General features: G+C 69.2%; 13 protein-coding genes. 5 read left to right on the top strand and 8 right to left on the bottom strand.

Annotation, left to right across the window (positions count from 1 at the left end):
- The first annotated feature begins 57 nt into the window (after positions 1 to 57).
- Both BST38_RS25890 and BST38_RS25885 read left to right on the top strand, forming a co-directional pair.
- Positions 58 to 330 (top strand): hypothetical protein, encoded by a 273-nt coding sequence (locus BST38_RS25890; RefSeq protein WP_083146364.1) that lies wholly within the window; start codon positions 58 to 60, stop codon positions 328 to 330.
- On the top strand, positions 327 to 875 hold the full coding sequence (locus BST38_RS25885; RefSeq protein WP_237160926.1) for a DUF488 domain-containing protein: 549 nt from the start codon (positions 327 to 329) through the stop codon (positions 873 to 875). The genes BST38_RS25890 and BST38_RS25885 overlap by 4 nt, the downstream gene beginning before the upstream one ends.
- A 4-nt stretch (positions 876 to 879) precedes the next feature.
- Here BST38_RS25885 and narI read toward each other — a convergent pair whose 3' ends face one another.
- From narI to BST38_RS25855, 6 genes are all read right to left on the bottom strand, one after another.
- A complete protein-coding gene (gene narI, locus BST38_RS25880) occupies positions 880 to 1,611 on the bottom strand; it encodes a respiratory nitrate reductase subunit gamma (RefSeq protein WP_083146363.1) in 732 nt (243 codons plus the stop codon).
- Between the two features lies 1 nt (position 1,612).
- Positions 1,613 to 2,266 (bottom strand): nitrate reductase molybdenum cofactor assembly chaperone, encoded by a 654-nt coding sequence (narJ, locus tag BST38_RS25875; RefSeq protein ID WP_165761660.1) that lies wholly within the window; start codon positions 2,264 to 2,266, stop codon positions 1,613 to 1,615.
- A complete protein-coding gene (narH, locus tag BST38_RS25870) occupies positions 2,263 to 3,915 on the bottom strand; it encodes a nitrate reductase subunit beta (RefSeq protein WP_083146362.1) in 1,653 nt (550 codons plus the stop codon). The genes narJ and narH overlap by 4 nt, the downstream gene beginning before the upstream one ends.
- Positions 3,912 to 7,610 carry a nitrate reductase subunit alpha gene (locus tag BST38_RS25865; RefSeq protein ID WP_083146361.1) on the bottom strand — a complete coding sequence of 1,233 codons (3,699 nt, stop codon included), beginning with the start codon at positions 7,608 to 7,610 and terminating at the stop codon, positions 3,912 to 3,914. The genes narH and BST38_RS25865 overlap by 4 nt, the downstream gene beginning before the upstream one ends.
- On the bottom strand, positions 7,607 to 8,827 hold the full coding sequence (locus BST38_RS25860; protein WP_083146360.1) for a nitrate/nitrite transporter: 1,221 nt from the start codon (positions 8,825 to 8,827) through the stop codon (positions 7,607 to 7,609). The genes BST38_RS25865 and BST38_RS25860 overlap by 4 nt, the downstream gene beginning before the upstream one ends.
- 96 nt (positions 8,828 to 8,923) lie before the next feature.
- Positions 8,924 to 9,340, bottom strand: coding sequence for a (deoxy)nucleoside triphosphate pyrophosphohydrolase (locus BST38_RS25855; protein WP_083146359.1), 417 nt, complete (start codon positions 9,338 to 9,340; stop codon positions 8,924 to 8,926).
- Positions 9,341 to 9,367: 27 nt separating this feature from the next.
- On the opposite strand from BST38_RS25855, the gene BST38_RS25850 reads away from it, so the two are divergent.
- A complete protein-coding gene (locus tag BST38_RS25850) occupies positions 9,368 to 9,649 on the top strand; it encodes a 4a-hydroxytetrahydrobiopterin dehydratase (protein WP_083146358.1) in 282 nt (93 codons plus the stop codon).
- Here the strand turns inward: BST38_RS25850 and BST38_RS25845 are convergent.
- Positions 9,597 to 10,805: a mannosyltransferase gene (locus BST38_RS25845; RefSeq protein WP_237160925.1), complete on the bottom strand. Its 1,209-nt coding sequence runs from the start codon at positions 10,803 to 10,805 to the stop codon at positions 9,597 to 9,599. The two genes, BST38_RS25850 and BST38_RS25845, sit on opposite strands and share 53 nt — an antisense overlap.
- 178 nt (positions 10,806 to 10,983) lie before the next feature.
- Here BST38_RS25845 and BST38_RS25840 point away from each other — a divergent pair, with 178 nt between their 5' ends.
- The gene (locus BST38_RS25840; RefSeq protein WP_083146356.1) at positions 10,984 to 11,592 is read left to right on the top strand and encodes a hypothetical protein; all 609 of its coding nucleotides are present in this window, start codon (positions 10,984 to 10,986) and stop codon (positions 11,590 to 11,592) included.
- Here the strand turns inward: BST38_RS25840 and BST38_RS29825 are convergent.
- Positions 11,569 to 11,694, bottom strand: a complete 126-nt coding sequence (locus BST38_RS29825; protein WP_272818862.1) for a hypothetical protein — start codon at positions 11,692 to 11,694, stop codon at positions 11,569 to 11,571. The genes BST38_RS25840 and BST38_RS29825 overlap by 24 nt on opposite strands.
- Between BST38_RS29825 and BST38_RS25835 the strand changes: the two genes are divergently transcribed.
- Positions 11,651 to 12,700, top strand: a complete 1,050-nt coding sequence (locus BST38_RS25835; RefSeq protein ID WP_083146355.1) for an Rv1157c family protein — start codon at positions 11,651 to 11,653, stop codon at positions 12,698 to 12,700. The genes BST38_RS29825 and BST38_RS25835 overlap by 44 nt on opposite strands.
- Positions 12,701 to 12,773 lie beyond the last annotated feature (73 nt).

Here is a 12,773-nt window from a genome sequence, read left to right as displayed (position 1 = left end):
CACGCCCTGCGGGCGTACCTTTGAGGGACCCGTCGGGCGTGTTCTGGAGGTGCCTTCATGACGGTTTACACGGTGCTCACCATCGTCCTCATCACGGTGCTCGCCACGCTGACCACGCTGGCGATCTTCCTGGGCCTGGCCAACTGGGTCGGCGCGTTCTACGTCGTCCGATGTAGTCAGTGCCGGCACCTGACTTTCAGTTCGGCGAACAAGAGTCAGGCGTCGTGCCCGCAGTGCAGGCACCCGGTGCTGACGCATCCGATCCACGCGCTCGCGCACCGCGACGCCCGGGCCGACGTGCGTGTCGCCGGCGACCGCCTGCGTTATTGAGCCCGGCTGCGCGGCTGGTCTCGGGGCTGGTCTCGGTGGGGCACGGCACCCTCGACCGGGCCGGACTCACCGACCTGCTGACCGGCGCCGCGGTCACGGATGTGGTCGACCTCCGGCGATTCCCCGGGAGCCGACGCAATCCCGACGTCGGACGCGACGCGATGCAGGTCTGGGTGCCGGAGGCCGGCTTGACCTACCGCTGGGATCCGGCGCTCGGGGGTCGCCGGCGGCTGCCGGCGGGAACCGACGTCGTCGATACGTGGTGGCGGGTCAACCAGTTCGCCGCCTACGCCGCCTACACCCGCACCGACGAGTTCGTCCACGCACTGGACGGACTTCTCGGGCAGGCACGCAACGGTCGCACCGCGATGATGTGCAGCGAGTCGGTGTGGTGGCGATGCCATCGCCGCCTGGTCGCGGATGTCGCCCAACTACGTTGTGGTGCAAAGGTTCTCCATCTGATGCACGACGGCAGGCTACTCCCCCACGAAACGTCGGAGGGTGCCCGGCTCACCGCGGACGGCGTTGTCGTCTGGGACGGCTGAACCGTCACCACCCGCGCCGGTGCGGCGCCGATCCGACCAGCTCCCCCTTGCCCGCCGCATCCCTGCTGCGGTACACGATGTAGGGCCGGAACAGGTAGCCGATCGGTGCGCTGAACGCGTGCACCAGCCGGGTGAACGGCCACAGACAGAACAACGTCAGGCCCAGCAGCGCGTGGATCTGGAACCACAGCGGGGCGTCCGCCATCAGATCGCCGCGCGGCTGCAGCACCCAGATCGACCGGAACCAGGGCGACACCGTCTCCCGGTAATTGTGTTCGGCACCAACCGGTGTGGCGCCGATCAACGTGCACGCCAGCCCCGCGACGATGGCCAGCACCAGCACGGCGTACATCAGTTTGTCGTTGACCGTGGTCGCCATGAACACCGGGCCGCGGGTGCGTCTGCGGTACACCAGCAAGGTGATGCCGACCAGCGTGCACACCCCGGCGATCCCGCCGAGGACGAGCGCCTGCACGTGGTAGGCGTGGTCGCTCAACCCGATCGCCTCGGTCCAGCTCTGCGGGATCACCAGCCCGATGACGTGGCCGATGATGACGACCAGGATGCCGAAATGGAACATCGGGCTACCGATCCGGAGCAGCCGGCTCTCGTAGAGCTGCGACGAGCGGGTGGTCCAGCCGAACTTGTCGTAGCGGTAGCGCCACCAGGTTCCGATCACGACGACGGCGAGGGTCACGTACGGAATGACGTCCCAGAAGATCTCCCTGCCCGACATGTCAGCGCCCTCCCTCGTTGCCCGGCCGTCGGGGCGGCACCGTCAGCGTGAACGGTTGCAGCCCCACCGCATCCGACGGCGGTCCCTCGGCGGCCAGCCGCTGGACCCGGTGCAGTTCCTCGTTGGTCGCCGCCGGCAGCGTCCCCAGCACCGCGGCCACCGCGGGTGCCCACGGCGACGCGGACTCCCGCAGCGCGTCGTAGAGCACCGCCACCGACGCGCGATGTCCGGCGAGCAGCCGGCGGCCGGCGGCGGCGTCCACCGTCGCGGCGAACTCCAGCACGACCGGCAGATGATCCGGCGCTTCCCCGGCGGGCATGGCGACGCCCGCCGCACGGTACTCATCGGTGAACACGAGCATCGCCCGCCCACGGTTGCGGGTGTCTCCGGCGGTCCAATACGTCAGGTACAGCGTCGCGCGCCGACGCATGTCGAAGGTCGCGACGTAGCTCTGCGCGGCGGCCATCGCACCGAGTGCGCGCACCGCCTCGTAGGTTTCCGAAAGGTGTGCTGCCGCATCCCCTTCAACGTGTTCCAGGAGTTGCCCGGCGGTGTCGAGCGACTCGTCGTCCGGGTAGCTCAGCAGCAGCGACGCGCACTGCCAGACCACCCGGTCGGCCAGCGCCGGGGTGCGGGAACGCCTGAGCAGCTTCATGATCGACCACCGCCGGGAAACAGTCCTGGTGGCGCGCCCCGGCCGTCCCAGTTCAGCAGGTTGATGCGCGACGGCCGGCTCTCGTTGGCCGCCATGTGCTCGGTGGTCTGGCGCTGCTGCAGCGCGTGGAATGTCTCCACGGCGACGGGTACCGGCTGTCCGCTGGCCTCGCCGAACGGGCCCGACTCGTACATGCCCGGCCCGCCTTCGAACGACAGCGAGCACCCGGATTCCTCCACCGACCACGGTTCGACCGATGCATAGGCCGTCGGGATCACGTATCGCTCATCGTATTTCGCCAGCGCGAGCAGTCGGTACATCTGGTAGATCTGCTCCTCGGTCATACCCACCGACTCCGGAATGTGCGGTTGGGTCTCACGGCCGAGATTCACGTCACGCATGTAAGACCGCATCGCCGCGAGCCGCTTCAGCACCCCCTCGACGACGGCCGTGTCGCCGGCGGTGAACAGCCCGGCGAGATACTCGATCGGGATCCGCAATGCCTCCAGCGCCCCGAACAGGTTTCCGAGGTCCTCGCCGTCGTGGCCGTCACGGCTGACGGCGTCGACCACCGGGGACAGCGGCGGGACGTACCAGACCATCGGCACGGTGCGGAATTCCGGATGCAGCGGCAGCGCCACCCCGAACGTGTGGATCAGCGCATAGATCGGGGACCGCTGCGCGGCCTCGATCCATTCGTCCGAAATGCCCTCGGCACGCGCGCCGGCGATCACCTCGGGATCGTCGGGATCCAGCAGGATCGACCTGTGCGCCTCATAGAGGTCGGCGTCGTTCTCCACCGACGCGGCCTCGGTCACGCGGTCCACGTCGTAGAGCACCACTCCGAGATACCGAAGCCTGCCGACGCAGGTCTCCGAGCAGACCGTCGGCAGCCCGACCTCGATGCGCGGGTAGCACAGGGTGCACTTCTCGGCCTTGCCGGTCTTGTGGTTGAAGTACACCTTCTTGTACGGGCATCCCGACACGCACATCCGCCAACCACGGCAGCCGTCCTGGTCGACGAGCACGATGCCGTCCTCGCTGCGCTTGTAGATCGCGCCCGACGGGCAGGACGCCACACAGGACGGGTTCAGGCAGTGCTCACAGATGCGCGGCAGATAGAACATGAACGTCTGCTCGAGCTCGAGGCGGACTGTCTCGCTGACCTTGTCGAGGATCGGGTCACCGGGCACGATCTCCGTCGATCCGCCGAGGTTGTCATCCCAGTTGGCCGACCATTGCACCTTCATCGGTTCGCCGGTGATCAGGCTGCGCGGCGGCGCGACCGGCATGTGCTCGCCCAGCGGGGCGTCGATCAGGTTCTCGTAGTCGTAGGTCCACGGCTCGTAGTAGTCGTCGATGGACGGCATCAACGGATTCGAGAAGATGTTCAGCAGTTTGTTCAGCCGTCCGCCGCCACGCAGCCGCAGCCGGCCCCGTTTGTCGCGGACCCAGCCGCCGCGCCACCGCTCCTGATCCTGATAGGTGCGCGGATACCCTTGTCCGGGGCGGGTTTCGACGTTGTTGAACCACACGTACTCGGTACCGGGCCGGTTGGTCCACGCCTGCTTGCAGGTCACCGAGCAGGTGTGGCATCCGATGCACTTGTCCAGGTTCATCACCATCGCGACCTGGGCCATGACCTTCATTGGTAGCGCACCTCCTGCGACCGGCGCCGCACTATCGTGACCTCGTCGCGCTGGTTCCCGGTGGGTCCCAGGTAGTTGAACGCGAACGCCGTCTGGGCGTACCCGCCGGCCAGATGACTCGGTTTGACCAGCAGCCGGGTCAGCGAGTTGTGGATACCGCCGCGGCGGCCGGTCGTCTCGGTCAGCGGAACGTCGATGGTGCGTTCCTGGGCGTGGTAGACGAACACCACCCCCTCGGGCATGCGGTGGCTGACGATCGCGCGACAGACCACCACCCCGTTGCGGTTGACCGCCTCGACCCAGTCGTTGTCGCGGACGTCGATTTTGGCCGCGTCTGCCGGGCTCATCCACATGGTCGGCCCGCCGCGCGACAGCGACAGCATGAACAGGTTGTCCTGGTACTCGGAGTGGATGGACCACTTCGAGTGCGGGGTCAGATAGCGCACGGTCAGACCGAGTTCGCCGCGGTCACCGACGGCAGGCTCGCCGAACAGTCGCGCGATGTCGAGCGGCGGCCGGTACACCGGCAGTTGCTCACCGAGCTCCTCCAGCCAGTCGTGGTCGAGGTAGAAGTGCATGCGACCGGTCAGCGTGTGAAAGGGCTTGTGCTGCTCGATGTTCACGGTGAAGGGCGCGTAGCGGCGTCCGCCGGTCTCGCTGCCCGACCACTCCGGGCTGGTGATCACCGGCACCGGCCGGGCCTGGGTGTCGGCGAAGGTGATGCGGCGTTCCTCGCTGCCTTCGGCCAGGTGCGCCAACGGTTTCCCGGTCCGGCGTTCCAGTTCCCGGAAGCCCTCGACCGCGAGCCGCCCGTTGGAGGTGCCCGACAGCGCCAGGATCACGTCGGCCATCCGTGCCGCGGTGGTCATCGCGGGGCGGCCGGCCGCCGGGCCCGAGTCCAGCACCCCGAAGGTGCGGGCGAGTTCCTCGACCTCCTGCTCGGGGTGGGTGGTGACGGCCTTGGTGGTCAGCCCCAGCCGTTCGACGAGCGGACCGACCGTCGCCCACTTGTCGGCGATCGCAGCGTAGTCCCGCTCGACGACCGCGATCGGGCCGATCGTCCGGCCTGGCACCGGGGTCTCGCCGGTGGCGCGCCAATCCCGTTGCGTACCTGACGGATATGCCATCGCCGCGGGGGTGTCGTGCTGCAACGCCCCCAGCACGATGTCGGTGCGGGTGCCCAGATGGGTGCGCGCCAGGGCCGAGAACGCGCGAGCCACCGCGCCGAACGCGTCGAAATCCGACCGGGTTTCCCACGGAGGGTCGATCGCCGGGCTGAACGCGTGCACATACGGGTGCATATCGGTCGACGACAGGTCGTGCTTCTCGTACCAGGTGGCCGCGGGCAGCACCACGTCCGACAGCAACGTCGTCGATGTCATCCGGAAGTCGATGGACATCAACAGGTCGAGCTTGCCCTCTGGGATGTCGTCGGGCCAGACGACGTCGGCGGGGCGCAGCGCCTCGGGGGTCGGGGTGGCCCGCAGGTTGGAGTCGGTGCCGAGCAGATGGCGCAGGAAGTACTCGTTGCCCTTGCTCGACGAGCCGAGCAGGTTGGCCCGCCACACGTTCAGCACCCGCGGCCAGTTCGCCGGGTTGTCCGGATCGGTGACCGCCATGGCCAGTTCGCCCGAAGCCAGCTTGTCGCATACGTATTCGGCGATGTCCTGCCCGGAAGCGCGCGCCTCGTCGGCGACGTCGAGACTGTTGCGGTCGAACTGCGGGTAGAACGGCATCCAGCCCATCGCGGCTGCCGCCGCGACCACGTCCATGGTGTGCTTGCCGGTGAACCGGCCGCGCGCGGTCGGGCTCGCCAGCGCGTCCGCGCGGTAGCCGTCGTAGCGCCACTGGTCGGTGTGGGCGTACCAGTACGCCGTGCCGGGCATCTGGCGCGGCGGCCGCGACCAGTCCAGTGCCGAGCTCATCGTCGCCCACCCGGTGACCGTGCGGCACTTCTCCTGGCCGACGTAGTGCGCCCACCCACCGCCGTTGCGGCCCATCGATCCGGTCAGCAGCAGCATCGACAGCACGGCGCGATAGGTGGTGTCGCCGTGGAACCACTGGCAGATACCCGCGCCCATGATGATCATCGACCGGCCGCCGGATTCCTCGGCGTTGCGGGCGAATTCGCGGGCCACCCGGATGGCCTGGGCGGCCGACACCCCGGTGACCGACTCCTGCCACGCCGGGGTGTAGGGCTGGTCGGCGTCGTCGTAACCGGCTGGCCAGTCCCCCGGCAGGCCGGGGCGTTGAACGCCGTACTGGGCCAGCATCAGGTCGAACACGGTGCACACCCGGTACCCGCCCACCCGGCGCACCGGAACCCCGCGCGTCATCGTGGCGCCGCGTCCGTCGACCGTGTCGAAACGCGACAGGGTGACCGCAGCGGTCTCCCCGTCGTGGTCCTCGCCGGCGGCCACCGTCAACGCGGGCACCACCTCGCCGAGGTCGAGGTTCCACCGGCCCAGGCCCTCGTCGCCGTAGCGGAAGCCGAGTGAGCCGGGCGGCACCGTGACCGCATCGGTGCGCCCGTCCAGCAGGACGGGTTTGAAGGCGGCGTTCTCCGCGGCGTAGGCCGGCCCGAGATCGGCGGCCGTGAGCATCTTGCCCGGGACGACGACGCCTCCACGCTCTTCGAGTTTGACCAGGAAGGGCAGATCGGTGTAGGTCCGCACGTACTCGACGAAGAACGGGACCGGTTGCCTGACATAGCTTTCCGTGAGGATGACGTGACCCATCGCCATCGCCAGCGCGCCGTCGGTGCCGGCCGCGCACGGCATCCATTCGTCGGCGAATTTCGTGTTGTCGGCGTAGTCGGGGCTCACCGTCACGACCTTGGTACCGCGGTAGCGCACCTCGGCCATCCAGTGCGCATCGGGGGTGCGGGTGACCGGCACGTTCGAGCCCCACATCATCAGATATGTCGCGTCCCACCAGTCCCCGGATTCCGGGACGTCGGTCTGGTCGCCGAATACCTGCGGGGAGGCGACCGGCAGGTCGGCATACCAGTCGTAGAACGACGTCATGGCGCCGCCGATCAGGCTGACGAACCGGGCCCCGGCGGCGTGGCTGACCATCGACATCGCCGGGATCGGCGAGAAGCCGGCGATGCGGTCGGGTCCGTAGGTCTTGATGGTGTGCACGTGCGCGGCGGCGATCATCTCGGTGGCCTCGGCCCACGTGACCCGCACCAGGCCACCCTTGCCGCGGGCGCGCTGGTAGGTGCGACGGCGCTCGGGGTCGGCCTGGATGTCGGCCCAGGCCAGCACGGGATCCCCGGTGCGCGCCTTGGCTTCCCGGTACATCTCGACGAGGACACCCCGGGCGTACGGGTAGCGCACCCGCGTCGGCGAGTAGGTGTACCAGGAGAACGCCGCGCCGCGCGGGCAGCCGCGCGGCTCGTACTCGGGCCGGTCGGGGCCCACCGAGGGATAGTCGGTCTCCTGGGTCTCCCAGGTGATGATGCCGTCCTTGACGTAGACCTTCCACGAGCACGAGCCGGTGCAGTTGACGCCGTGGGTGGACCGCACCACCTTGTCGTGGCTCCACCGGTCGCGGTAGAAGATGTCGCCGTCGCGCCCGCCTTGGCGGGTGACGGTGCGCAGGTCGTCGGAGAACTCGCCCGGGGTGAAGAACCGGCCGCTGCGTTCCAACAGCTCTTCGATCACACTTCCGGTGCGGGGCGGGCTCGTCACGGGGTGTTCTCCTTCGGGGCCGGCTCCTGGGTGTGCAGTTTCAGTGCGGTGTAGCCGAATGCGATCAGCGCGGTGATCACCAGCAGCGCGAGCCCTATCGTGTAGTCGTTGTCGACGCTGTCGTAGGTGCTGCCCATCACCAGCGGCGGGAAGTAACCACCCAGCCCGCCCGCGGCCGAGACGATGCCGGTGACCGATCCGACCGAGTTGGCCGGCGCGCGGCGCGAGACCCAGGCGAACACCCCGCCGGTGCCGACGCCGAGGAACAGCGCCAGCGTGATGAAGGTGAGCGCCGACCACAGGTCCGGTGGCGGCTGCAGGATCGCGACAGCCGCCATCACCGCGGTGCCCGCGAACGACGCCAGCACCACGTATTTGGGTGCCATGCGGTCGGCCAGCATGCCGCCCACGGGTCTCGCGAGCACCGCTGCGAGCGCGAACGCGGCGGTGCGAGCGCCGGCATCGACCGCGGAGAAGCCGTAGATGGTCTTGATGTAGGTCGGCAGATAGTTGGAGAAGGCGACGAAGCCACCGAACACCACCGCGTACAGGAACGACATCTCCCACGTCACCGGAAGCTTCGCGGCCGCTTTGAGTTTCGGCACCACCGCGTCGTGATTCGGTGTGAACGCCGGTGAGTCGCGCATCACGAACACGCACAGTAGAGCGGTCACACCCAGCGCGGCCGCGATGATGACGTGGGTGGGCAGCAGCCCGAACCAGTTCACGAACCGCGGCGTGAAGAACGCCGACAGTGCCGTGCCGACCATGCCCATGCCGAACACGCCGGTGGCGAATCCGCGCCGGGACGGCTCGTACCAGTGGTTGGAGAACGGGATTCCGACGGCGAACACCGTGCCCGCGATACCGAGGAAGAATCCGAACACCACCAGCAGCGGGTAGGACCCCGCCTCACCGGCGATCCCGACGGCGAGCACCGGGATGATCGAGGCCAGCGTGACCGCGATGAACATCGTCCGGCCGCCGAACCGGTCGGTGAGCGGCCCGACGGCGATGCGCCCGAGCGCGCCGACGAGAATCGGGGTGGCCACCAGCACCGAGGCCTCGCTGCTGCTCAACTCCATATCGCCGGCATAGGTCGTCGACAGCGGGCCGATCATGTTCCAGGCCCAGAAGTTGATGGCCGAGACCCACGTGGCGAGCGCGAGGTTGAGCCCCTGTCCTGCACTGACATCTGGTCGTGTGACCGTGCTCACAGTCGACAGCCAAGCATCTTTCGCTTGGAACTGCTAACGATCTGGAGTTTTCGAATTGAATTGGCGCAGATTGTGTTTCACAGGGAAAACACAGCGTCAGGCGTCGGAGCGCGGTGGCCGGCACTCGTACGCCAGGCGCTCGGCCAGATCGGGCAACCACGCCCGGTCGGCCGGCACCCAGGCCACACTCGACAATTCGTCGGCGCCCACCCAGCGCAGCGCACGATGATCATGAGCCGTGACCACCCCGTGGAGCCGGGTCACCAGGTAGGCGCGCAAAATTGCCGTCTCCGTCAGCATCACGTCTGTGCCGAGACGCGCGCCGACGGCGACCACCACCCCCAGTTCCTCCTCCAACTCCCGCGCGAGGGCGGCCTCGTCGCTCTCGCCGGGACTGACCTTGCCGCCGGGCAGTTCCCACAGCCCGGCCAGCTCCGGTGGGCGGACACGCTGGGCCACCAGCAGGGCGCCGCGCTCGACCAGCGCACCGGCGACGACGATCAGATTCGGCATCGGCGCAGACGGTATACCGTCGGCAGCATGGCTGTCTTGACGGACGAACAGGTAGACGCGGCGCTGCCCGAACTCGACGACTGGGAACGCGTCGACGGGACCCTACGCAAGGCGGTGAGGTTCCCGGCGTTCCTCGACGGCATCGATGCCGTCCGGCGCGTGGGCGAGCACGCGGAAAGCAAAGACCACCATCCGGACATCGACATCCGTTGGCGGACAGTGACTTTTGTGCTGGTCACGCATTCCGAGGGCGGCATCACGGAGAAGGACATCCAGATGGCGCGCGATATCGACGAGATCCTCGGATAGCGATCCACACCAGCGTCGCCAACGTGGCGACGATGTAGATCAGGCCCGCCCACGCGAGGTACCAGGGCCGCGGGATGGTCCAGATCGTCGGCTGGGCGAAGCTGAGCAGCCACGGCACCCCGACCAGGATCAGGACCAGCCAGCCCCAGCCGAGCACCCGCGCGCCGAGTTGCGCGCGCAGCGGGCCGTGCAGCAGCCAGATGATCAGCGGGATCAGCCACACCCAGTGGTGCGTCCACGAGATCGGCGACAGCAGCAGCCCGAACAGCTGCACCACGACGATGCCGCCGAGCCGGTCCTGCGCGCCACCGATCGCGCGCCACGCCAGCACCGCGGCGACGGCCGTCACCGCGATGCCGAGCAGCACCAGCGGCCCGTAACCGGCGTCCTCACCGAGGATGCGGGAGATCCCGCCGCGCCAGGACTGGTTGAACGACGTGCCGACCGGCCCGACGCGGTCGGCGTCGCCGAGCAGTTCGGTGAAGTAGAACCGGGTCTGGTCACCGACCAGCACGGCCGACACGGCGATCGTCAGCGTGAAGACGACCGCCGACCACACCACCGTCGCCCACCGCCGGGCGCCGACGAAGTACAGGCCGGCCACCGCGGGGGTCAGCTTCACCCCGGCCGCCAGCCCGACGAGCAACCCCGACAGCCACCAGCGCGTGCTGTACACCGCGTACAGCGTCGCGAGCACGAGCAGAACGTTGACCTGGCCGTAGTCGAAGGTGCTGCGCAGCGGTTCGGTCCAGATCCCGACCGCCGCCCACAGCATCGCGACGCGCGGCCCGCGCGCGCCGGAGTCCTCCGGCAGCAATCGCTGGCTCATCCGGACTACGCCGTAGAGGGCGGCGATGATGCCGACCTGCCACAGGAACGCGACGAGCCCGAACGGCAGCACGTGCAGCGGATAGAACACCACCGCGGCGAACGGCGGATACGTGAACGGCAGCGGGAAGTCCGGCGTCTGCTCGCCGTAGACGAACTCGTAGAGCGTGCCCGGGCCGTCGAGTTCCGCGGCGCCGCCGACGTAGACGTGCAGATCGACGAAGTTCGCGCCGTTGGGCACCAGATACGTCCAGGCCAGCCGGGCGGCGATGCTCAGGACCAATAGCAGCGGGGCGGCCGCGCGAAGACGCGCGGTCGCCCCGGTCACGGGCTCGGTGGTGTTTATCCGACCGACTCTAGCGAGCGGTCACCATCTGCCTTCACCTCAGTAACGGTTGCATAAATGCCACTCTTGTCACTTGAGTAACTCTAGTAACAGGCTAGCTTCGGGTGCAGGCATGCCATCGATGTCATTTACGGCCGACTTGAGGATTGGGAGATCCCTGATGCACCGCACCCGGAAACTTTTCGCCACAACACTGTTCGCCGCGGCTGGGGCGGTGTCGGGCGCGCTGGCGCTCAGCGCCCCCGCCGCCGCGCAGCCCGCGCCGGCCCCGGCACCCGCCCCCGAGATCCCCGGCCTGCCGTTCCTGCAGCAGCTGGCCGCGAACCCCGAGGCCGCCACACAGCTCATGCAGGGATTCGCGAACCTGATGGGCAACGCACCGGCCGCCACCGCGACGGCCACGCCGGCCACCCCGGTGTCGGGACCCGGTGCGACGGCGTCGATCGAGCTGCCGCAGCCGGCGGCCATCCTGCCCGCCGCGACACTGCCTGCCGCGACTCTGCCCGGGGCCACCCCGCTGGGCAACGGCAACATCACCACGGTGCCCGTCGCGAACACGACGGTGCCCGCGGCCGCGCCGGTCTCGCCGCTGGCCGGTCTGACCGATCAGCTGCCGGGCGGACTCGCCTCGCTGCTGCCCGCCGGCAACCCGCTGGCGAGCCTTCTGCCGGGCGCCACGACGGCACCGGCCGCGGTCGCCCCGGCGGCGGCACCCGCTGCCGTCCCGGCACTTCCGCCGGCGTTCTCACCGCTGTCGGCCCTGCCGTGACGCGCTGACCACCACCAGGCCACCGAACTCCACCGACACACCGACCAATTGGGGGATCATGTCCACGACCGGGCGTAAAGCAACGACGAAGACGATGCTCACGGCCGCGATGGCGGTGTGCTCTTCGGCGGCGCTGCTGGCGGTCAGCGCGGGCGTCGCCCACGCTGAACCGCCGGCACCGCTGCCTGCACCGCCGCCGATCGACGGGCTGCAGGCCCCCGGTCTGCCCGCGGTGCAGAGCCTCGGGCCGGTGATTCAGCAGGCGGCCTCTGATCCCACCAATGCCGCGTCCATGCTGATGGCCGCCGCCGCGGTGTTCGCCGGGGACATGGCGGCGCCGAAGCCGTCCCGCGACGTCGCGTCGGCGGTCAACACGTTCGTCGCGCAGCCCGTCGCCCATGTCCCGGCGACCGGGGCGGTACCGGGGTTCGAGGCGCACCTGCCGGCCGGGGTCGACCCGCGGCATGCGCTCGGGCCCGTGCAGGAGGCGGTGCCGCAGGCGCTGCCCGATGCGGCCCATGCGCCCGCGGCCGCGGCTGCGGCGCCGGGTGCGGTTCCGGCTCCCGGACCGGCCCCCGGCCCCGCGGCGGGTGCCGAGGTGCCCGTTGCGGTTCCGGCCCCGGCAGCACCGGCGGCTCCGGGCGCACCGGTCACGCCGGTGGCCAACGCGACCGGGGAGGCAGGCGGCTTCGGTCCGAACGCTCCGGTGACGCAGGACTTCCTGTATCCGTCGATCAGCAACGGCTGCCTCTCCGACGGCGGCAACGTGCTGGCGACCGCGATCTCGGTGGCGGGCCCGGCGACGATTCCGCTTCCCGGCCCGGGCCCCGGCCAGACGGCCTATGTGTTCACCGCGATCGGCACGCCCGGCCCCGCCGCCGAGCAGAAGCTCCCGCTGAACGCGACCTGGGTGAACCTGACCACCGGCAAGTCCGGCAGCGTCACCCTCAAGCCGCGCCCGGACCTCAACCCCGAGGGTCCGACCACGCTGACCGCGATCGCCGACACCGGATCGGGCAGCATCATGACGACGATCTTCGGCCAGGTCTCCACGACCGACAAGCAGTGTCAGTTCATGCCGACCATCGGCTCGACCGTCGTCCCCTGACCCCGCACCTCCCCTTCCAACGCCGAACTGGGATTCCCGGTTGTGAATCTGGCCAGATTCACAACCGGGAATC

The sequence above is a fragment of the Mycolicibacterium parafortuitum genome (genome assembly GCF_002086815.1).
In the GTDB taxonomy this organism is placed as follows: domain Bacteria; phylum Actinomycetota; class Actinomycetes; order Mycobacteriales; family Mycobacteriaceae; genus Mycobacterium; species Mycobacterium parafortuitum.
This window is presented reverse-complemented; position numbering and strand designations above follow the sequence as displayed.